Source organism: Pontixanthobacter aestiaquae (assembly GCF_009827455.1).
GTDB classification, from domain to species: Bacteria; Pseudomonadota; Alphaproteobacteria; order Sphingomonadales; family Sphingomonadaceae; genus Pontixanthobacter; species Pontixanthobacter aestiaquae.
Genome location: NZ_WTYZ01000001.1, coordinates 1,708,673 through 1,730,628 on the forward strand (window position 1 = coordinate 1,708,673; position 21,956 = coordinate 1,730,628).

The following is a 21,956-nucleotide window of genomic DNA, read 5'->3' on the forward strand; positions in this document are numbered from 1 at the left end:
CATGTGTATTACCTCCCTACTACACTGCAAGGGAGTAACGAACTATGCGAAAGAAGTTTACGATGTTGGCAGGTCTGGCCACGTTGATGAATCCGGGAGTCGCCATGGCGCAAAACAATCAGGTCGAACCGCAATTGGTACTGAGTGAAGGCGAGGTGATGCGAGCCGATGCGATTCTCCGGGAGCTGGCGGGCGATTATATTAACGATCCGATAGCGATAGATTCGGTATTCGGTATCAAACTGGTCGACCAGTGGTGGACCGTGAGCGTCAATCGCATCGAAATCGCTTCGCGTCGTGGGCGTCTGACGGATCATTCTTTTGGTCCGCACGCAGTCTCGCTGACTCGCGGTGAGCCATCCGAACCGACGTGGTATTTTGATATTGCAAGCATCGACGTGCTCGAGAAGATCGCGAGTGGGGAAGTCAATGCCGGCACAGCCGCAATGAAGAGCTTCAGCAGCGATCGTGTTGGCGTCGATACCAGAGATATGGAGGGTTTTTCATCAACCTCGGGTGATCAGGCCGAGCTTTATCTCGCACTGTCGCATTTCTTCACCAAGGGTAAGCCGGAAGTGATCCGGTTCGGCCGTGATACATCGCTCGAGACCCACGGTGCTCAGGCGACTGCCCTGCACATGATGAAAGGCGTTCGCGTGCTGCACATAAGCCTTGGGCCGCAGCAAGAGGCCAACGCTGATGCGCAACTTGAGTTCGGACAGATGCCGAACCTTTTCGTATTTACCAGTGGTACGGGAACATTACACACTGATGGTGGTCCGATTAAGGTGGGCGCAGGAATGAGCGTGTTCGTCCAGCAATTCGTCAAGCACCATATTGTAAACGATGGAGAAGAACCACTCGAAGGTATCCTTGTTCTCTACGGCGACAATTCGGACTTCGCTTTTGGAACATCATATCCGGCATATCTGGAGGATATCAATGAATGGCACCGACAATATGAGTTCAAGAAGCAATAAGCAGACAGGGACAGAGTTCGCCGCCACTTTGCGCGGCTAGACGAAGACGCTACAGCGCTGGTTATGGAAACCAAAGCAGGCGATCCGGGCGCCTTCGCACAATTCGATTTGAACCGCGTCGATAGCCCCGCATTTGTTGTCGATACCGCGAAGCTGCGCGCCAATCTGCAAGTGCTCGCGGACATCCGTGATGCTGCCGATATCAAGATGCTGGGCGCACTAAAGGCGTTTTCGATGTGGTCAGTCGCGCCGATTATGGGCGATTATCTCGACGGCGTGTGCACGTCCGGCCTGTGGGAAGCGCGGCTGGCGAGCGAGTTTTATGATGGCGAAATCTCGACTTACTCCGCGGCGTTCAAGCCCGATGAATTGGAAGAGGTGTGCCGCCTGTCCGACCATGTGATTTTCAACACGCCGATGCAGATGGAGCGGGCGGCGCTAATTCTCGAGCAGGCCAAAGCGATGGGCGGGGGCGTGGAGGTCGGCCTGCGCGTCAATCCGATGCATCCGGAGGGCGAAGTGCCCAAATATGATCCCAGCGCGCCGTTCTCGCGCCTCGGTTTTCCGGTTGACCAGCTGGAGGACGAGCATGTCGAGCCGCTCGACGGGCTACATTTCCACAATCTGTGCGAGCAGGGTTTCGAGCCGCTGCGCAATACGTGGGACGCGCTCAAAGAGCATATCGAACCCTATTTCGGGCATTTCAAATGGATCAATCTGGGCGGCGGGCATCACATTACCCGCGCCGATTATGACCGCGAGGCTTTGGTCGAGTTTCTGATCGAGGTGAAGGAAGAAACCGGCGCGGAAATCTATCTGGAACCAGGTGAGGCGATTGCGCTGGATGCGGGGATACTGACCGGCACCATCCTTGACCATCACTGGAACGGGATGCCGCTTGCGATCAGCGATATCTCTGCCACCTGCCACATGCCCGATGTGATCGAAGCGCCGTATCGCCCCGCGATGCTGGGCGAGGAAGAGGACGGGGCGGGGGATCCGGTCAGGCTGGGCGGGCCATCATGCCTCGCAGGTGATGTCATCGGCGACTACCAACTGCCCGTGCCGTGCGAGCCAGGACAGCGGATCGCGTTTCTCGATCAGGCGCATTATTCGATGGTCAAAACCAACACGTTCAACGGGGTCCAACTGCCGTCGATTTGGCTGTGGGATAGCGAGGCGGATCAGCTCGAACAGGTCAAGAGCTTCGGCTATCAGGATTTTCGGGGCCGTCTGAGCTAGGCCTGAGTTAGGCCTGAGTTAGCGCTTTTCTTCGTTGAAGCTGATGGCCAGATCGGCGAGTTTGGTGAACTGGCTGACGGTTTCTTCGATCTTCGCGCGGTCATCGGCCGCGTTGATCGAGCCGCTTTCAAACAGATTGCCGCTTTCCACCGCGATCACCACTTGGCCCGCGATGAACAGGCTGCGGATGTCATCGCCGTGGAAGGCGTCTTCGATGGCGATCAGCCGCTCGACATAGGTCGGATCGATCAGATAGCGCGCTTCGGTTTGGTCGTCGGAATAGACCACAAAACGGTCCTCGAACCCTGGATGGACCATATCGACTAAGCCGAGCTCATGGCCTTTGAATGAGACGTTATCCTGGCGCCCGCCGAAGAACTTCTTATGCTTGCCCGCGCGCTGGAGCAGTGTGGTTCCGTAGAACGGTTTGCCATAACCCATGGTGATGATCGCGCCGCGAAATACGGTGACCCAACGACTATTCTTGCCCGAGCCGCGTTTAACTTCGAGATGCGCTTCGAACAGGCTGAAATCGCGGCCCGCAACCGATCCGCTCCAACGGTCCTCGAACCCTGCCCGGCCGTAATGCGGGACCAATCCGTATTGCTTGCAGTGGCCGAATTCCTGGCCGGGCTCGAAATCATGTTCGTATGTCAGCCCGAGCGACTCTGCGATCGCATCGTTGATCCCGATCTTGGCCTGTTTCTTAGCCTCGGCTGTGGGCAGATAGCCCCAGACCGCACCGCCCATCGCGGCTCCGAAAGCCAGAAACAGTTTCAGCTGGGTTGAAATCGGCACCAGCAGGAACAGGAAGGGCAGAATAATGACAGCCGCGATGGCCACTTTGAAATAGCGGCCTTTGGTCTTTTCCTTGGCTTCTTCGCGCACCACTTCATGCTGGGAAAGCCAGTCACCCAAGGGTCCGGCAAGCAAGCGATCTACGTTGGGCGCTTCAATCATACGATTGGACCTTAATTAACTACCCCACTGTATGTATAGAGGGCTGACGCAATCAAGGGATTAAACCGTGACATCACTCATCATTCTGGCAGTCGTTCTGGTCGTTCTGGCGATTTTCGTGGTTGGTATTTATAACCGCCTGGTTGGCCTGCGGCAGAATGTGAATCAAGGTGTGGCCGATATCGATGCGCAATTGCGCCAGCGGCACGATCTGATCCCGAACCTTGTGAACACCGTGAAAGGCTATGCCGGGCACGAGAAAGAAACGCTGGATTCGGTGATTGCTGCGCGCAATCAGGCGGCCAGCGGTCCCGTTTCTTCGAACGACGAGGCGCAATTGCGCGTGGCTCTGGACAAGCTGCTTGCTCTGGGTGAGGCCTATCCCGACCTCAAAGCGAGCGCGAACTTCCAGGAATTGCAGCGCGAATTGTCGAATGTTGAAGACAAGCTGGCGGCAGCGCGCCGCGCTCTGAACGCTGCGGTATCGCGCTTCAACACTGCGCGGGAGAGTTTCCCGGCTATTCTATTCGCAGGTATGCTCGGTTTTCAGGAAGCCGATTTCCACCGCCTCGACGACAGCGAGAAGGGCGTGGTCGATCAGGTGCCCGACGTGGCATTTTGACGCGCTGCGATACGGAATTTCCTTGCGAAAACCTCTTCGCGTCACTATTTGCGCGCCTCACTGCCCCAAGGGATCAACCGCAAGGCAGCCTTGAACATTCACTACCTTCAGGGGGTCCCTTGAGTTGCACATCTATCCAGACGCCACTGCTGTAGTCCGCGACCTGTCGCCGGATGAACCGGTCATCCTCAATCGCCCGCAAGCCGCCGCGCGCGCTGCCCGCTTCTTTGTCGAGAAGTTTCCGGGCAAATCGCTCTATGCGGTGAAGGCCAATCCGTCACCCGCGCTGCTCAAAATCCTCTTCGATAACGGCATCACCCATTTCGATGTCGCATCGATTGCAGAGGTGCGATTGGCGCGCGAAGCAGTGCCGGATGCGACATTGTGCTTTATGCACCCGGTCAAAACATCGCGCGCAATTCGCGAGGCGTATCGCCAGCACGGCGTAAAGACCTTCAGCCTCGACACGATCGAAGAGCTGGAGAAGATCGTTGCCGCATGCAGCGACGAGCAAGGCAATCCGGCTACCGATCTACGCCTGCTGGTACGCCTGCGCGTGTCGAGCGAATATGCAGAATTGTCGCTCGCTTCCAAATTCGGCGTCGATCTGGCCGATGCGGGCGAGCTGCTGCAAGTCACCCGCCAGCATTGCGACTGGCTGGGTATTTGCTTCCATGTCGGCAGTCAGGCGATGAGCCCGCATGCCTATGTGCAGGGGCTCGAGCGCGTGCGCGCCGCCATCGCCGATGCCAGCGTGGTGATCGATATGGTCGATATCGGCGGAGGCTTCCCCAGCATTTACCCCGATATGGAACCGCCACCGCTGGAAGATTATTTCAGCGTCATCCACCGCCATTTCTACGAGCTGCCGATCGCGTACAATGCAGAGCTGTGGTGCGAACCGGGCAGGGCACTGTGTGCGGAATATTCATCGCTGATCGTCCGCGTAGAGAGACGCCGCGGAGACGAGCTATTTATCAATGACGGCGCCTATGGCGCGCTCTACGACGCCGCGCATGTCGATTGGCGTTTCCCCGTAAACGCGCTGGCGGACGATTTGCGCGATCCGCTGGAAGAATTCGCGTTCTTCGGCCCGACCTGCGACGATGCCGACTATATGAAAGGCCCGTTCTTGCTCCCCGGCGATATTAAAGCCGATGACTATATCGAGATCGGTATGCTGGGTGCCTATGGCGCAGCAATGAAAACCGGCTTCAACGGCTTCGGCGATGCCGAGCAAGTCGATGTGGCCGATGAACCGATGGCGAGCCTGTTCCGAGGCGACCGCGCCGATCCCAGAGCGAGCGATAATGTGGTGAGTTTGCGGTAGAAATATCGGCTTCGATTGTAGTGTTTGCCGATACCTCCTAAGTCTCTGAAACTTAGCAATTCGCTTGGTTCTGAGGGATTGAACGATGGATATTCGTACCTGTCCGATCGATTACCGCCTTAAAGGGGACGATTTCGTCCACACGTTGACAGTCGCTGAGATAGATTCCGGGACTGATCGGGCCTGGTCTTTCCTACCTTTTGAAGATCAAAAAGCGGATATTGAGGCACTTGACGATCGCTATCTGTTCGCAGTTGGGTCTAACAAAAGTGTCGCGATCTTTGATCTAGAGGAGCGCAAAAGAACGAATGGTGCCGACTGTCGTCACTATGTGTCGATTAGGGGGATGCATGGTAGACGATCATGGTGCTTCGCGCCGACGTCCCGCTCAGTTTTTGTACTCGATCCCGAACCCGTTTCCGATAAGCAGTTGAACGATTTCACGTTGCCGAGGCCGATGAGCTTTGTCCGGCAGCTTTCCACAGACGGTTCTATCAGTCGAAGTTTCCCAATTGCGAGAGGTGCTGGTTTCCATACTCTCCTGTCCAGAGATGATGGCAAGATTGTCTGTGTTGGTTCTAGGGTCGTCGCGGTATTCGACCCCCATAACAGTCAAGTTGACGTCCATGAATTGGGCGATCTGAAACGAGATTTTCAATGGCGTGACTACGATTTTTGTTGGTTCAGCGATGATGCCCGGTGGGCACTCCGGCCTCATATTGGATCGATAGTTCGATCGTCTTCTGCGCATAGAAAGCTCAATTTTGTTCCACGCCTAATCTCCAGGTTTTCGGCGAAAGATCCAAAGGCCAGTAGCTCCGAACTAGATCAGCCCGACTACCAGGATTCTGGGAACTTCCAGATTGGCATCGCGCTTGATTTGTTCTCGCTCGACCCTCTCAAATTCGAGCGGACACTTGTTGTGCGCTATCACTCTGCAGAGTCGTTTGGTTTTGATGGCGAGTACCTCCACTCGCTTGCCGATCAATTCGAACATCGTGATTGGAATGGCATTGATCAAATTGAGATACCACCGTCCTCACGCAAAATTCCCAATTTGGGGTACACCCGTGAGGAGTCGGCAATTTCTCACCTCTTCCAGCGGATAGAAAGTGTTTTATGGGATCGGGGTGAGATGTGCTTCAAAATTGCGATTGTCGAAAGAACGCGGTCAGTCACTTCATTAACAATGAACGGAAATGAGGATGTTCAAGATTTGGCGTTTCGCGACGTGTTTGTTGACGGCGAACTTGGACCGTTGACATTTATATCTGGAGAACCGCGCTCGCAAAACTTCTTTGATGAACAATTGCCATCAGAGAGCGCTATCTCGACTATCAAAGAGCAAATCGAGGAAATGTCAGCGAACGAAATTCGATGGATGTAAGGCCGATCTTCATTATGCGGCCGACCTATCCAAATTACGGCCTGTCTCCAGCAATGGTGACCCGCTCCATAACCCGCCGCGCGGGGAAATAGTCGCTCACCGCCAAGTGCTGGCACACGCGGTTGTCCCGGAAGGCGATGGAGCCTTTCTCCCAGCGGAAGCGGCATTGAATTTCTGGGTTCGCGGCGGTGGCGTAGAGATGGTCGAGCAGCCAACGGCTTTCGCCCGCGCTTACCCTTACAACATAGCTCGACGTCCATTCAGCCGGTCAAGTTTCGCTGTCCTACAGCCATCCGCCTGACATACATGGTTCGATTCGTTCACTCTTCAGGAGACGGATCATGACCGGCCACAGTAATCTTCCCGCCGATACCGACCACCCCATATCGGACGCCGAGCTGAACAAGCGGCTCGCGCAGCACGGGGTTGCGTTGCGGCCGTCTGCGGGTGAAGCCGGGCGCTGGCCTGCGGGCTGGTTGCCGGGCGATGACCCGGTTGAGATCGATTTGGACGCGGATAGCTTACCTCCCCGCGGGGGAGGGATCGAGGGTGGGGGGTGCACTGATGGTTACGTAGAACACCAAGGCGAACCGGATACACCCACCCCCAACCCCCTCCCTCAAGAGAGGGGGCTATATGAGCCGCTCCATCCTGCGGCCGTGTTCGACACCGGGGCGCGGGTTCGCTTCCTCGATGCGCTGGCGGGGCACGGTAATGTCCGTTCGGCGGCTGCGCAGGTCGGGGTGAGCCGCGAGACGGTCTATCGCGCGCGCCGACGCTATGCCGATTTCGCGCGATGCTGGGACATGGCGCTGGTTCATGCGCGCGCACGGTACGAGGCAGAACTGGCCGCTCGCGCTGTGGACGGGGTGCGCGTTCCGGTGTTCGTCCGGGGCGAGCATGTCGCCACATATCGCAGGCATGATGCGCGCTATCTGCTGGCGCATCTTGCGCGGCTTGACCGGCGGATTGCCGAAGATCCGGATATGGCAAGAGATGCCGGACAGTTCGACCGCTTGCTGGCGGCCATGGCGGGTCATGAACCGCTGGAGGATTTTGATGCGGTCGCGGACACGCTTCGCAAGGATCGCTCCGGATCGGCCCCAAACATTCCGCCGACGCGCGACGAATATGTCAGCTATGCAAGGAGCGAGGCGCTTGCCGATCAGTCTGCCCAAAGCGATCCGGGCCACAGCGATCTGTCCGAGAGCGATCCAGCCGAGCAGGCCGACCGGGACCAGGCCGAAGCGGACGCAATGCACCGTAGTGCGCAGGCCGCGGGTCAGGATTGGGATGCATGGGATGCAGCCGGCGCGGACTTGCTCGACCGGGTGCTCGCGGAAGAGGCGGCAGTTGAAGCGACCAGGAAAATAGAACGCGAGGGGAGTGTCACATGTGTCAACACCGCGCCTCCGGATATGGTTGGTGAGGTGCCGGATTAGCCCCCGAAACCCACAAACCGCGCAACAGCCAGTTTTGCTGTATTGGCGATCGCCGCATTATCGGTAGCCATTCATTTCTCCCATGTGTTTCGGAGTATGAAGGAAGAACGGTCGTGCGCCAAGCGAGGTGCCGGTTTGGGGCAACCCAGAACCATTCACGGCAGTTTGAAGGCGATGAACGCATTACCCGTTTCGACTCTGTCATCGTAAATCGCCAACGTCCCGCCACCTGTTGCGGGTATGACAACATATTGCTCACCATTGTAGGAGTAGGTCATCGGCGGAGCTGAGCCGATATATGGAAGCTGGTGCGACCACAATTCTGTGCCGTTGGCGCTATCGAAGGCGTAAATCCGTTTGTCCTTTGTGCCCGATGCAAACAACAATCCGGAAGCCGTTGTTAGGAGACCGCCAAAATTCTCAGTGCCCGTTCCGTCAATGCCTCGCTGTTCCAATGCCAAGTGCCGGCCAAATGGAATTTGCCAGTCGATCTTACCTGTCGCCAGATTGATCCGGCTCAGCGTCCCCCAAGGCGGTTTCGAACCCGGAAAGCCTTCTACATCGTAAAGCCGTCGGTATTCAGCGCGGCGGTATCGCGGAAATTTACTACCGGTTGCGGTGCCTGACGACAGATAACCAAGCACTTGCTGCAATTGCTGATCATCAAGATGGACCGCTGGCATAGCCTGTTGACCTTTGAGAATAATCGATGTGAGGGCCTCGTCACTCATCCGATAACCGGCGTCCTGAATGTTCGGACCCACGCCGCCACCCAACTCGCTACCATGGCATGATGCACAGTTCTGCTCATAAACCGTCCGACCAAGATGCGTGCTGTCGAGCATGACCTTCTGTTCCGGAACCAAGCCGAGAATGGAGGGCACGTTGTTGGCGGCGATGAAAACCGAACCATCGCTTGGGTCGGCTGCCGCCCCAGGCCATTCTGCGCCGCCATGAAGGCCATAGAACACCAAATCTTGGTTGGGGCTGGGCGGCGTAAAGAATCCAAATAAGGAGTTGCTCAATTGTGCCAATACGGAAGCGCGGTTTTCTTCCCCAATATCGGTCACTTCGTCTTGCGAGAATACTTGACGAGCGAAGGGCACAGGCAAAATCGGATCGGGCTGATATGTTGCTGTCCGCTCGCCGGGGACGGTTGATGTGGGTGCCCGCCGCAACCGCCAGTCGAAAATTGGCTGACCGCTTAGCCGGTCAAGCAACAGCATGTTGCCTTGCTTGGTAGGTGTGGCAACCACATCAATTTTCTGCCCGTCAAGCGTGATTGAGGTTAGTACCGAGGCTGCTGGAATGTCGAGATCCCAAAGGTCGTGTGCAATCTCTTGGAAGCGCCACAACGTCTCTCCGGTCGCGATATCTATCGCAATCACGCTGCTTGAACCGGGGTTTGGGCCGGGGCGCTCGACACCCACAAGTACCGGGCCGGGGTTTCCGGTGCTGACGAAGGCTATGCATCGCGCCTGGTCAACCGAGAAACCGCCCCATGGATTTGCGCCGGCCTGTTTCGACGGTCGGCCGCCTGTGCCGGTTGGTAGATCGTCCGGAATGAGCTCCGTTGACCAAAGTAGATCACCTGTATCGATGTCAAAAGCTTGCAGTGCGGGGTTTTCGCCGGTGTTGGCGCTAACCACAGTATCACCGCAAATGGCTGGCGCTACTTTCGCGACGCCTGAAAGGCGGACTTTACCGCCGTCCAAAATACTCGTTGGCTCGCCCGTATCGACCGCGATGGCGTGCAGGTTAGCGCCGGATGCAAAAAAGACGGCATTGTGGGATTCAGAAAATATCAGACCACGCTTTGCTGGCTCTGGTCCGTACGCTTTGGCCTCCCATTGCGGTTCGCCGGTGCCCGGATCAATCGCGATAATTGAGTTTCGTGCAGTCGGGAAAATTAGTCGGTCAGCAGCAAAGATTGGTGTTGCTTGAACATTGCCGTTCTCCTGATCTTCATAGGTCCAGGCTACGTCAAGTTGCGCCACATTTTCTGGCGACACCTCATCAAGCGACGAATATCGGAGTGCTGCTGCCCCCCCCGTACTACGGTGCCATGTCTGATAGTTGGCCTCAGGTTGAGCGATATGAGGGGTTCGCTTCTCTGCAGCCAAGGCAGGAATAGTTCTGTACAATGGCAGTGACGCACGTTCGACCGGGTCTTCCAATGCAAACTCGGACTCGGATGTTCTGCGGTCGTAATAATAGTCCTGTACTGCGACGATTTGCCGATGTGCAATGCGGTTTACCCCATCAAAAATGTCCGGAAAGAATACCGCGAGCGTGGCGTAAACTATTGCAGCAAGCAGCGAGCCAATACCCAACGCGAATGCTAGCGTCTTCCACTGGAACAGGCGACGGATCGCGCTAGCCATAAGTCAATCTCCGAACCCTACAAACCGCGCGGCTTCGTCCACTTTCCGGCGGGTGATCTTCACCGGATTGGCGGGGAAGTCCTCATCGGGCCAGCCCATGGCGACGGCTTTCATGATCACTTGATCGTCGGGAATACCGGCATGTTCGCGCACCACCGGGCTTTGCATGATCCCTTGCGAATTGATGACGCAGCCGAGGCCGCGTGACCATGCAGCATTGACCAGGGCGGTTGTGACGGCGCCGCAATCGAAGGCGGTGTCGTCGCTATCGGATAGCTCTTTGTCATAGGAGATAATCACGCAGACCGGAGCATCGAACTGGCGGAAACCGCGCAGAACCCAGTCCTGCCGTTTTTCCTTATCGTCCCGCTCGATGCCCATCGCTTCGAACAGCTGGATCGCGCAGCCGACCTGCCGGTCGCGGTGGACGCCTTGAAAAGGATGGCCGCGGCGAAATTCGCGGCTGTCGGGTTCGCCCGCAAGAATGCGTTCGGTATTGCCCTTGCGAATGCGGTCGAGCGGCTCGCCTGCGATGATATGAAAATGATAGGGCTGGGTGTTCATCGAGGAGGGCGAGCGCATTGCCAGCGCCAGAATTTCCTCGATCAATTCGCGCGGTACCGGCTTGTCGAGATAGCCGCGAATGCTGCGGCGGCCGAGGACGACGTCGTCATAGTTCATGGATGGAGATGCCTTTGGAATACGAAAGAATGCATTTGCGCGGACAGTTACACGCTTCGCGCCTTCGCGAAAGGCCGGATGTGTGAGCGCGGGATTATTCTCAGGAGGCGAGGCTCAATTGCCTCGCTACGCAGTAATACTACTGGGCGCGATCTCGAGGAATTTGGGCTTGGATTCATTGCGCTTGCCATCGGTTGGGCCGGCGGTTCCCGGTTTCTGGGGCAAGCCTGCGGCGGCTATGGTGTAGGGCGGCACGCGGTGGCGCGTACACAAACCGCCCGATCCATCACTGGTGAGCTGCGTTTCGAACTCCACGCCAAAGCCGGTTTCCTGGGTGTGGATGACCTTGCTCACAGCAAGCTGCCCCTCGCCGAGATCGAGCACCACTTCGGTACCGATATCAACGCCGACAATACCCTCAATACCCGCGCCATTGCGCGAGAGATTGCGCATCACGGCGTTGTAATAATAGTCTTCATGGATCACGCCGATGCGGCGGAAAACGGTGCGGCGGTCGGGGCGATACTTATCCGGGCCGTCCGGCTCGATCACAAAGTCGCCCTGCTTGATCCGTTCGAGCACTTCCTCGCGCAGCAATGGCCGGGAATAGATGAAGCCTTGAACCAGTTTCGCGCCTTTGGATTTGACCACTTCGAGCTGGTCAAATGCTTCGACGCCCTCGACGGTCGTTTCCATATTCAGCGCGCTCGACAGACCGACGATAGCGGCGATGATCTTGGCGCTGTTCTTGTCCTTCTGGGTACAGCTTTCAACGAAGCTCTTATCGACCTTGATCTTGTCGAACGGGGCGGAACGCAGATAGCTGAGCGAGGAGTAGCCGGTACCGAAATCGTCCAGCGCGAGCCGCACGCCAAGCTTTTTGAGATTGGCGAACATCTGCTCGGTTTCGATGCTGTCGCCGACGAAGATACTCTCGGTCAGCTCAAGCTCCAGACGATCGGGTGCGAGACCCGAATGCGCGAGGGCGTTCGCAACCACCGCAGGCAATCCGGGATTGGCGAATTGCACTGCCGACACATTGACCGCGATCCGGACGCTATTGGGCCATTCGGCTGCCGTTTCACACGCGGTGCGCAGCGCCCATTCGCCGAGATTGTTGATCAGATCGCTTTCTTCGGCGACCGGAATAAACGAGCTTGGGCTAACTTCGCCGCGCTCAGGGTGTTCCCACCGCATCAGCGCTTCAAGGCAGACTACAGCGCCGCTTTTGATCGATACGACAGGCTGATATTCCAGCCGCAGCTGATCGGCCTCCAGCGCGATCCGCAGATCATCAAGCAGGTTTTCGCGCTCCTGCTCCTCGTTTTTGAGGTCGGCCGCATAGAAGCGGAACTGACCGCGACCACCGTTCTTGGCGGCGTAGAGTGCAAGGTCGGCGCTACGGATGATATTTTCGCGCTCTTCGCCGTCGAAGGGCGCAACCGCGATGCCGACAGACGCACCGATAATGGCGCGTTTGCTGTCTTCGAGCGGGTAGGGCTGCGACAGGATCTGGATGATTTTGTCGGCCAGTTCACCCAGCTTGCCGCGATCATCTTCGTCGGGAATCAGGACCTGGAATTCGTCGCCGCCCAGACGCGCAATGTGGCCGCGATCACCGACGATCGAGCGAAGGCGTTCGGCGACTTCGATCAGCAATGCATCGCCGGCTTGATGGCCGAGCGTGTCATTGACGCGTTTGAACTTGTCCAGGTCCATCATCATCAGCGCAAAGGAACGGTTGGATGTCTTGAGCGCTGCAATTCGCGCGTCTATCTGGCGCTCCATATGATGCCGGTTAGCAAGGCTGGTCAGCGAGTCATAATCGGCCAGTTTGGAATCGATCAGCTTGCGCTCATATTCGCGGGTCACATCATGCGCCGCTCCCCGATAGCCAATGAACTCCCCCTCGTCATCACGCACCGGATGACCGGAGAGCGACCACCATGTCTGGCGTATATTTTCTCTCGGATTGTCGAGCGCAAAGCGAACGATCTGATCGCGGATTTTGTTGCGGGCTTTCAGTTGAAATTTGAGCGAGCGACCGTTGTTGTCGCTTTCATTGATCTCATCCAGCTCGAAAATTTCATCGAACGGGCGATCCATCAGATCACCCGTGGTCCGGCCGAGTTTTTCGGTCGCCTGATCGGCGAGGTAAATCAGTTTTCCGGCAGCATCTGTTGCCCAAATCCAGCCGACCCCGGCCTTGTCGAATTCATCGAGAATGCGCAGGCGCAATGCATCGCCGCTAGCAACGGGAATGGCTTTTTCGGGCTTGCTGGTCAGCCCCTGAAGAAAACCCTTCATCGCCATAAACGGCCTAGCTCACCAAAGTTTGCGCAAAACACATGCGTTGTGGCTAGCCTGTGATGGTTAATATCGTTTTAAGAACCGGTGCTGTTGATCGGTGGAATTCAGGCGGCCTTCTGCAATTCCAGATCCAGCCGATCCCATATCTCGACCAGAGCTTCGGTCAACTCGTCCATCATCGCTTCGGTATGGGCGGGGCCGGGGGTGAAACGCAGACGCTCGGTGCCGCGCGGAACTGTCGGGTAATTGATCGGCTGCACATAGGCGCCGTATTCGGCCAGCAAGATATCGCTGATCTTCTTGGCGCGAACCGGATCGCCGACCATCAGTGGAACGATATGCGTTTCGCTGATCGTCACCGGAAGGCCGGCGGCGGCGAATTTGGTCTTCAGCATGGCGGCGTTATGCTGCTGCGCATCGCGTTCTTCGCTCGACGATTTGAGGTGCTTCACAGCCGCGAGCACACCTGCAACCAATGCCGGGCTGAGCGACGTCGTGAAGATGAAACCGGGCGCGTAAGACCGTATGCAATCGACGATCTTCTTGTCCGCAGCGATATAGCCGCCCATCACGCCGAAGGCCTTGCCGAGTGTGCCTTCGATAATGTCGATCCGGTCAGCGGCTTCATCGCGCTGCGAGATACCGCCACCGGTCTCTCCATACATGCCCACTGCATGCACTTCGTCGATGTAAGTGAGAGCGTTGTATTTCTCGGCCAGATCGCAAATCGCATGGATCGGCGCGACATCGCCGTCCATCGAATAGACGCTTTCAAAAGCGATCAGCTTGGGCGTGTCAGGGTCTTCTGCCGCGAGCAATTCTTCCAGATGTACCAGATCATTGTGCCGGAAGACACGCTTCGGACAGCCCGAGTTGCGGATACCTGCGATCATACTGGCGTGGTTCAGCGCGTCGGAGAAAATCACGCAGCCGGGCAGCAGTTTCGCCATGGTCGAGAGCGTTGCATCGTTGGACACATAACCGCTGGTGAAGAGCAATGCGGCTTCCTTGCCGTGCAGTTCGGCCAGCTCATGCTCCAGCTCGACGTGGTAATGCGTGTTGCCGCCAATATTGCGCGTTCCGCCAGAGCCTGCGCCGACATCATGCAGCGCTCCCTCCATCGCTTCGATAACTTTGGGATGCTGGCCCATGGCGAGGTAATCGTTGGAGCACCAGACGGTGATCGGCTTGGGGCCGTTATGACCGTGGAAACAGCGCGCATTGGGGTATGCGCCTTTGTTGCGAAGGATATCGATGAACACGCGGTAACGCCCTTCGGAGTGCAGGCGGTCAATCGCGGAATCGAAAATCTGGTCGTAATTCATCGCAAACCTGCGGTCATCGCCAGTCGAATCCGGCATCCATCGCTGGGCGATTTAGTCCGAGGTTTCCACAATTTCCAGCCTGATCTTTGCGAATCGTTCGCGATTAAAACCTATCAAGCTGATCGATTCCATGATCCGCAAATAGCCGAGCGAGGGGGGTAAACTGATCGAACGATCCGGTTGTGATCGCCAGGCTCGGAATGTCCGAGGCGAAGCTCTGTCCCTCGCACAGCGAGACGATGCGGCGCGCAATGCCCGCTGCGCCGTCGACGAAGGTAACGTTCGAACCGAAGGCAGCGCCCAGTTCGTCCACCAAAAGAGGAAAGTGCGTGCAGGCCAGAACGACCGTGTCGATTTGATCTCCGCCCGGTTGATCGCGCAGTCCGCTGACAGCATTAGCGATGGCATCGGTATCAAGCGCTTGGCCGCGCAATTTGGCCTCGGCAGCACGCACCAATCCGGGCGCGCCAAAACGAAGCAGTGTTTTGCCGTTTGCAAATCTCGTTTCCAGCCTGTCGACGTAGCCTTGGCGGATTGTGGCTTCGGTGCCGAGCAGACCGATGGTGCCCGTCTTGGTTATTGCAGCCGCAGGCTTGATCGCAGGCACGGTCCCGACAATCGGGATTTCCAGCACTTCGCGCACCATTTCCAGCGCAATGGTCGAGGCGGTATTGCAGGCAATGCAGGCAAGGCGAGGGCGATACCGCTCGCTCATCCGGCCGAGCAATCCGGCGACACGCGCCGCAATCTCAGCCTCGGATTTTGCGCCGTAGGGAAAGCCAGCCTGATCGGCGGCAAATACCACCGGAGCCGTTGGCAAGATTTTGCGCAACTCAGCGAGCACTGTAAGCCCGCCGACCCCGGAATCGAAGATCAGGATAGGTGCCTCGGCTCTCACAACTTACTCCAAAACCGTTCGAATTCGCGCAAAACTGCTTTTCCTGAGCTTGTGGCCGGACTGCCTTGCCTATACCCATGGCTCATGGCGAAAAACCAACCCTTCGACAAGCTCGGCCTTACGGGATAGGGGGTAGCTATGAACGAATTATGCGCCGCTCTACTGGGCTTTGCCCTTGGCTCGATCCCCTTCGGTTTGATCCTGACGAAAATGGCCGGATTGGGCGACGTCCGCGAGATTGGATCGGGCAGCATCGGTGCCACGAATGTCCTGCGCACCGGCAATAAGGGGTTGGCAGCAGCGACTGTGCTTTTGGATGCCGCCAAGGGTGCGGTGCCGGTTTTGATCGCTGAGCATTTTCTTTCCGGAACAGGCGGAATAGCCGCCGTAGCAGCCGTTGCAGGGCACTGCTTCACGCCATGGCTGAAATTCAAAGGCGGCAAGGGATTTGCAACCGCCGCAGGTGTTTTGCTCGCGATGGCATGGCCGGTTATGCTGGTGTGTGCAGCGATTTGGGCGGCGACGCTCGCGGTCAGCCGAATTTCCTCGGTTTCGTCGATGACGACGGTTGTTGCTGCGCCAATTGCGGCATGGGCGATGGGCTATCCTGAAGTGATCGTCCCGTTGATCGCAGTCGCCATTATCGTGCTGATCCAGCACCGTGCCAATATCGGTCGCCTGATGCGCGGCGAAGAACCCAAGGTCGGCAGCAAGTCTTGATGGCAAACGCGTGAGCCTCGACCAGGCAGAGGCTTTTGCGCGCATCCGCTTGTTGCGGTCGCCGAATATCGGGCCGGTCACTTACGCGCAGCTATTGGGACGGTTTGGTAACGCGGTTGCGGCGCTGGAGGCGCTACCCGATCTCGGCAAGCGAGGCGGACGCAGCTATCACCCTGCGAAACGCGAGCTAATCGAGCGCGAAGTAGCCGCGACCAAACAAGCTGGCGCGAAATATCTGTTTCACGACTCACCCGACTATCCGACGCTTCTGCGTGAGTTGGAAAGCGCTCCGCCGATCCTGACATGGCGCGGAGACTTGTCTTTGGCGGCCAAGCCATGCGTCGCGATGGTTGGCGCGCGCAATGCGTCCGCTGCTGCGGTAAAGCTGTCGCGCGATTTTGCCATGGGGCTGGCGGATGCGGGGTACATGGTGGTTTCGGGGCTTGCTCGCGGTATCGACGGGGCAGCGCACCAAGGTGCCCTAAGTTCTGGGCCCAGAACAATCGGCGTAATCGCCAGCGGCATCGAGATTGCTTACCCGCCGCAGCATGCCGAACTGCAGGAACAGATAGCCAGCGAGGGTCTGCTGCTGGCTGAGCAACCCCCAGGCACCGAACCGCGCGGCAGCCATTTCCCTAGCCGCAACCGGATTATTGCGGGGCTGGCTGCTGGTACGTTGGTGGTGGAAGCGGCGCAAAAGTCTGGCTCGCTGATTACGGCGCGTTTAGCCGGAGAGGCGGGCCGCGAGGTGATGGCCATCCCCGGAAGCCCGCTCGATGCGCGGTCGCAGGGCTGCAACCATCTGATCCGCGAAGGCGCCGTGTTGGTCCAATCAGTCGAAGATGTCGTGGAATTGCTGACCGGTTTCGATGGAAAACCTCGTTCCACCTTCCGCGAAACCGCTGCGCAGAAATTCGAATATGGCGAGGAACTGGCGGATACCGAGCCTGCTGATATCGCAAGCCTGCTCACAACCGCGCCGGTCGCTGTAGACGAACTGATCCGCCAGTCCGGCACCAGCGCAGCCGCGGTCCAGCTTGCATTGATGGAGCTTGAGGTTACAGGGCAGTTACAACGACATGCGGCGGGGCGTGTCAGCTTGGCTAGGGGAGATCAACTATGAACCCGGAAGACTCAGTTTCAAACCGGCTCGAAGCCTTCATCGACGAAAGCAAGCGATTGGTAGCATCCGCGCCTGCTGAGGTTTTAGGCTATATTGCGCTGCTCGCCGGCGTAGCGACTTGGGTTGACCTCCAGCTGTGGGACTATGGCGGTGAATTATTGGTTGGCGTAATTGGTCTTGTGGCGGGCTATTACTTGATGACGAATATGCTGATCAAATCGGGCTTGGTCACAGACGGAATGCGCGGAAGTTTTGGGGCATATTTCGGCGTGGGGATAGTGGTCGGCATAGGGACGACGATAGGATTGCTCCTATTGATCATTCCAGGGCTGCTACTAATTGTGCGTTGGATGCCAGCCTATGGCTATGTTCTGGCTGATGGAGAGTCGGTGTCTGACGCGTTAGGTAAAAGCTGGGACGTAACCGGGGATCACTTTTGGCCAATTGCCATTATTGCTGGTGCTTTGGTGACCATTGCACTTAGTCCAGTCGCGGTAGCGGCATTTGCATTTGCGGATTATGAGACGTTCTCGGTTCCGGTTATGGTGGGCATCAATGTTCTGACCTATCTCTCCGCGGCGCTTTCTACGGCAGTCGGGCTAGCTGTATATTCACTCTTAGCGTACCCGGATCGCGAGGTTTCGGACGTTTTCGAGTGACTTTCGATTGACCGCTTGACGAACCACGAACTACGGCCCCACCCTCGCGCGTACCCGTACACACGTAAGGACTGCACACACTTCCATGCAACTTGTCATTGTTGAATCGCCCGCGAAGGCGAAGACTATCGAAAACTATCTGGGCAAGGACTTCAAAGTTCTCGCATCATACGGCCATGTCCGCGATTTTCCGAAGAAGGATGATGCGGTGAAGCCGGATGAGGACTTCGCCATGAAATGGGAAGTCTATCAGGACAAACGCAACAAGGATCAGGTGAAAGCGATTGTCGACGCTTCCAAGAAATCCACCCGCCTTGTGCTCGCGACCGACCCTGACCGCGAAGGTGAGGCGATTTCATGGCATGTGCTGGAGCTGCTGAAGAAACGCAAAGCTCTGCCCGACGATGTTGATCGCGTGACGTTTAACGCGATTACCAAGGCAGCCGTTACCGAAGCGATGGCCAAGCCGCGCGGGATCGACATGGACCTGGTCGATGCCTATCTCGGCCGCCGCGCGCTCGACCGGCTGTTCGGCTTTACGCTCAGCCCGGTTCTGTGGCGCAAGCTGCCCGGTGCGAAAAGTGCAGGCCGCGTGCAATCGGTCGCGCTGCGGATCATCGTTGATCGCGAGCGCGAGATCGAAGCGTTCAAGGCCGACGAATATTGGTCGATCCTTGCCAAGATGGAGCATGACGGCACTGCCTTCGATGCGCGTCTGGTCAAATATGACGGCAAGAAGCTCGAGAAGCTGAGTATTGGCCATGAAGGTGCTGCTCTCGAAGCCAAAGGCAAGATCGAAAACGCCCCGTTCAAAGTCGAAGATGTCGAGACCAAGCCGCAGAAACGGCATCCATCTCCGCCATTCACAACTTCGACTTTGCAGCAGGAGGCATCGCGCAAGCTGGGCTACAATGCCAGCCACACGATGCGCTGTGCGCAGAAGCTCTACGAAGCAGGCCTGATTACTTATATGCGGACCGACGGCGTGCAGATGGATGGCAGCGCGATTTCGTCTTGCCGCAAGGCCATTTCGGACCGGTTTGACGGCCATTATCTTCCCGAGAAGCCGCGCCATTACTCTAGCAAAGCCAAGAACGCACAGGAAGCACACGAGGCAATCCGCCCGACCAGTTTCCTCAAAGCCAAGGCCAGCATGGGTGACGAGGCTAAGCTCTACGATTTGATCTTCAAGCGCGCTATGGCGAGCCAGATGCAGTCTGCCAGCCTTGAGCGGACCACGGTGACGATGCGCGATCCGGCTGGATTGCACGAGCTGCGCGCAACTGGACAAGTTGTGAAATTCCCGGGCTTTCTCGCTGTGTATGAAGAAAGTTTCGACGATAAATCGGATGATGAATCCGGTTTGCTGCCTGTGATGAACAAGGGGGATGCGCCTGCTAAGAAAGCAGTTGAGGCGAACCAGCATTTCACCCAGCCGCCGCCGCGCTATTCAGAGGCCAGCCTCGTTAAAAGGCTCGAAGAGCTCGGCATTGGCCGCCCTTCGACTTACGCCTCGACCATTCAGGTGCTGCGTGACCGTGACTATGTGCGGATGGAGAAAAACCGTTTCTTCGCAGAGGAATCGGGCAGGCTCCTGACATCGTTCCTCGAACGGTTCTTCGCGCAATATGTGGCCTATGATTACACCGCCGGGCTCGAGGACGAGCTCGATGTCGTGTCCGACGGCAAGGCCGAATATAAGGCACTCCTCGCCGAGTTCTGGAAGGACTTCAAAGCCAAGACCGACGAAGTGATGGAGAAGCAGCCTTCGGAAGTGACCGAAGTGCTCGACGAATATCTGTCCGACTTTCTGTTCCCCGAGCGTGAAGACGGCAAAGAGCCACGCTTCTGCCCGCTCTGCGACAAAGAAGGCCGCGAAGGCGGACGCTTGGCATTGCGTGGCGGTAAATTCGGCGCATTTGTCGCCTGCGCAAACTATCCCGAATGCAAATTCACCCGCCGCTTTGCCCAACCGGGTGCGGATGGCGATGAAGGCACACAGGATCAGGTGATGGGCAACCATCCGGAAACGGGCCTACCAATCGAGCGCAAATCAGGCCGCTTTGGCCCCTACGTCCAAATGGGCGAGGGCAAGGAAACCAAGCGCGCCAGCATCCCCAAAGACCTCGACGATTTCGATCTCGAATGGGCGGTGAAGCTGCTCGATTTGCCGCGTATAGTCGGCGAGCATCCCGATACGGGTAAGGAAATCGAGGCAGGTCTGTGGCGCTACGGGCCTGCGGTGCGGTCGGATGGCAAATACGGGAAGCTGCAGAACACTGCTGAGATATTCGAAATCGGCATGAACCGCGCGGTCGCTCTGATCGCCGAGGCGGCGACCCGCAAAGGCGGCGGGCGGACCAAGGCCGAGCCGATCCATACCTTCAAAGAACACCCGACCAGCGGCGGCGAGATGAAAGTCCTGCCCGGCCGCTATGGGCCCTACGTCACCGACGGCACCAACAACGCGACCATCCCCAAGGATATCAAGCCCGAGGATGTGACCGAGGAACAAGCGATCCAACTGCTCGACGAGCGGATTGCGAAGGGGCCGCCGAAGAAGCGCAAGAAGAAGGCTGCGCCTAAGAAGAAGGCACCCGCGAAGAAGACAGCGGCGAAGAAGAAAGCGCCCGCGAAGAAGAAAGCTCCGGCCAAGAAGGCAGCTGCGAAGAAATAACCGTCATTGCGAGGAGCCGGAGGCGACGCGGCAATCCAAGGCGCCGCATCATGGATTGCCGCGCTACGCTCGCAATGACGAGTTGGAGAGGTTGGAAGAACCCAATGCCCAAAGAAGTCTTCACCCGCCATAAACAACCTTGGAACGCCGAGGAAGCAGGCAAGCTGCGCCTGCTGGCGGGCAAAGGGCAGGGCCTCAAACAAATCGCCAAAGCGCTAAACCGCAGCGAGGAATCAACCAAGAAATTCGCTAAGCAACAAAAGATTGCGATTGCCAAGAAGCGATGATGTGATGCCTCATGTCGGAAAGAGATGTATATTTTGCCTTCGGTTTTTTGCGGCGGATGAGCTGACCGACGAACATTCAATTCCTTTCGCGTTGGGTGGTAAATCCGTCTTACCGCGGGCAACTTGTGAGGTTTGTCGAGAAGAAACAAGTCGCTTCGAAACGAAGGTTTTGCGCGGCGCATTTCATGCCTTCCGATTCAAATCCGGACTGCAGAGCAGGTCGAAAACCCCACCAAAAACACTCCCAATTTTCGGAATCGACGGGGATGAAGGCAATCGACTGGAAATACCTTACGACGCATATCCGACCATGTTACCGTTGCCGAGGTTCAGGGATGCCGCGATCCTCGACAATGGTAACGTTGACGCAGCGTTCATCGCTCCATGGGTTGCTGTGGATCAAGGACAGATCAACGCAATTTTCGATAGTTATGCAATTCAATCATTCGGCTCAATGTCGCTTGATATAATAAGCTTTTCTAGGATGTTAGCAAAGATTGCTCATTGCTTGGCGGTCGAAGCATACGGCTTAAATTTCACGCCATATCTTCCACGTATGATCAGGTGCGACGAACAGTTCAATTTTCGAAAATACATAAGGTCAAAGGACAACGAGGCGCTAACCTCCATCAATCCGGCAACTAAACACACGATCCAGTTTTGCCGCATGGCGATCGGAGATTACAAGTTACTTGGATGCAGATTAACGTTGTTCTCAAATTTGGGAGCACCGACCTACGAGATCGTTGTGGGTGATGAAGAAGGGAGCTTCGATTTCGAGCCTGACATCGAATGTGAAGACATTATATTGGCCCCTGAGTATCGCCAAGGTATGGTAAGAGCTGATTTTTCCAAGTCGACTACTGCCAATGCAACAAGTGGGCCAACTCCTGTTCCAAACGTTTTAATATCGAAAAAGTGAACCTTAA

General features: G+C 56.9%; 18 protein-coding genes and 1 pseudogene. 12 read left to right on the forward strand and 7 right to left on the reverse strand.

Annotated elements, in window-relative coordinates:
• Positions 1-44: 44 nt before the first annotated feature.
• Both GRI35_RS08160 and GRI35_RS08165 read left to right on the forward strand, forming a co-directional pair.
• Entirely contained in the window at positions 45-980 is a 936-nt protein-coding gene (locus tag GRI35_RS08160) for a cupin domain-containing protein (protein WP_160613704.1), read from the forward strand.
• A gap of 63 nt (positions 981-1,043) precedes the next feature.
• Positions 1,044-2,222, forward strand: coding sequence for a carboxynorspermidine decarboxylase (locus GRI35_RS08165; protein ID WP_160613705.1), 1,179 nt, complete (start codon positions 1,044-1,046; stop codon positions 2,220-2,222).
• Between the two features lie 18 nt (positions 2,223-2,240).
• Here the strand turns inward: GRI35_RS08165 and GRI35_RS08170 are convergent, their stop codons facing one another.
• A complete protein-coding gene (locus GRI35_RS08170) occupies positions 2,241-3,182 on the reverse strand; it encodes a DUF3137 domain-containing protein (RefSeq protein WP_160613706.1) in 942 nt (313 codons plus the stop codon).
• A 67-nt stretch (positions 3,183-3,249) separates the two neighbouring features.
• On the opposite strand from GRI35_RS08170, the gene GRI35_RS08175 reads away from it, so the two are divergent.
• The 3 genes from GRI35_RS08175 to GRI35_RS08185 all read left to right on the forward strand — a co-directional run bounded on the left by GRI35_RS08175 (position 3,250) and on the right by GRI35_RS08185 (position 6,521).
• Complete coding sequence (locus GRI35_RS08175; protein WP_160613707.1) at positions 3,250-3,804, forward strand: LemA family protein; 555 nt, start codon at positions 3,250-3,252, stop codon at positions 3,802-3,804.
• Positions 3,805-3,928: 124 nt separating this feature from the next.
• A complete protein-coding gene (locus GRI35_RS08180) occupies positions 3,929-5,134 on the forward strand; it encodes a type III PLP-dependent enzyme (RefSeq protein ID WP_160613708.1) in 1,206 nt (401 codons plus the stop codon).
• Between the two features lie 85 nt (positions 5,135-5,219).
• Positions 5,220-6,521: a hypothetical protein gene (locus tag GRI35_RS08185; RefSeq protein WP_160613709.1), complete on the forward strand. Its 1,302-nt coding sequence runs from the start codon at positions 5,220-5,222 to the stop codon at positions 6,519-6,521.
• 34 nt (positions 6,522-6,555) lie between these two features.
• Here GRI35_RS08185 and GRI35_RS08190 read toward each other — a convergent pair.
• Positions 6,556-6,759 (reverse strand): annotated as a pseudogene (locus GRI35_RS08190) (TauD/TfdA dioxygenase family protein); the annotation flags it as partial.
• Between the two features lie 103 nt (positions 6,760-6,862).
• Here GRI35_RS08190 and GRI35_RS08195 point away from each other — a divergent pair.
• Complete coding sequence (locus tag GRI35_RS08195) at positions 6,863-7,963, forward strand: helix-turn-helix domain-containing protein (RefSeq protein WP_160613710.1); 1,101 nt, start codon at positions 6,863-6,865, stop codon at positions 7,961-7,963.
• A 155-nt stretch (positions 7,964-8,118) separates the two neighbouring features.
• Here GRI35_RS08195 and GRI35_RS08200 read toward each other — a convergent pair whose 3' ends face one another.
• From GRI35_RS08200 to murI, 5 genes are all read right to left on the reverse strand, one after another.
• A complete protein-coding gene (locus tag GRI35_RS08200; RefSeq protein WP_160613711.1) occupies positions 8,119-10,347 on the reverse strand; it encodes an outer membrane protein assembly factor BamB family protein in 2,229 nt (742 codons plus the stop codon).
• Positions 10,348-10,350: 3 nt separating this feature from the next.
• Positions 10,351-11,028, reverse strand: coding sequence for a nitroreductase (locus tag GRI35_RS08205; protein ID WP_160613712.1), 678 nt, complete (start codon positions 11,026-11,028; stop codon positions 10,351-10,353).
• A 126-nt stretch (positions 11,029-11,154) separates the two neighbouring features.
• The gene (locus tag GRI35_RS08210) at positions 11,155-13,335 is read right to left on the reverse strand and encodes an EAL domain-containing protein (RefSeq protein ID WP_235900167.1); all 2,181 of its coding nucleotides are present in this window, start codon (positions 13,333-13,335) and stop codon (positions 11,155-11,157) included.
• 107 nt (positions 13,336-13,442) lie between these two features.
• Complete coding sequence (gene hemA, locus GRI35_RS08215) at positions 13,443-14,663, reverse strand: 5-aminolevulinate synthase (RefSeq protein ID WP_160614817.1); 1,221 nt, start codon at positions 14,661-14,663, stop codon at positions 13,443-13,445.
• Between the two features lie 103 nt (positions 14,664-14,766).
• A complete protein-coding gene (gene murI / locus GRI35_RS08220; RefSeq protein ID WP_160613714.1) occupies positions 14,767-15,561 on the reverse strand; it encodes a glutamate racemase in 795 nt (264 codons plus the stop codon).
• A gap of 138 nt (positions 15,562-15,699) precedes the next feature.
• Here murI and plsY point away from each other — a divergent pair, with 138 nt between their 5' ends.
• The 6 genes from plsY to GRI35_RS08250 all read left to right on the forward strand — a co-directional run bounded on the left by plsY (position 15,700) and on the right by GRI35_RS08250 (position 21,949).
• Positions 15,700-16,281, forward strand: a complete 582-nt coding sequence (gene plsY / locus GRI35_RS08225; protein ID WP_160613715.1) for a glycerol-3-phosphate 1-O-acyltransferase PlsY — start codon at positions 15,700-15,702, stop codon at positions 16,279-16,281.
• A gap of 10 nt (positions 16,282-16,291) precedes the next feature.
• Positions 16,292-17,404 carry a DNA-processing protein DprA gene (gene dprA, locus GRI35_RS08230; protein ID WP_160613716.1) on the forward strand — a complete coding sequence of 371 codons (1,113 nt, stop codon included), beginning with the start codon at positions 16,292-16,294 and terminating at the stop codon, positions 17,402-17,404.
• The gene (locus GRI35_RS08235) at positions 17,401-18,063 is read left to right on the forward strand and encodes a hypothetical protein (protein WP_160613717.1); all 663 of its coding nucleotides are present in this window, start codon (positions 17,401-17,403) and stop codon (positions 18,061-18,063) included. The genes dprA and GRI35_RS08235 overlap by 4 nt, the downstream gene beginning before the upstream one ends.
• 85 nt (positions 18,064-18,148) lie before the next feature.
• Entirely contained in the window at positions 18,149-20,740 is a 2,592-nt protein-coding gene (topA, locus tag GRI35_RS08240) for a type I DNA topoisomerase (protein ID WP_160613718.1), read from the forward strand.
• 104 nt (positions 20,741-20,844) lie between these two features.
• Entirely contained in the window at positions 20,845-21,027 is a 183-nt protein-coding gene (locus GRI35_RS08245) for a hypothetical protein (RefSeq protein WP_160614818.1), read from the forward strand.
• A 1-nt stretch (position 21,028) separates the two neighbouring features.
• Positions 21,029-21,949: an HNH endonuclease gene (locus GRI35_RS08250; RefSeq protein WP_160613719.1), complete on the forward strand. Its 921-nt coding sequence runs from the start codon at positions 21,029-21,031 to the stop codon at positions 21,947-21,949.
• The last annotated feature ends 7 nt before the right edge of the window (positions 21,950-21,956 follow it).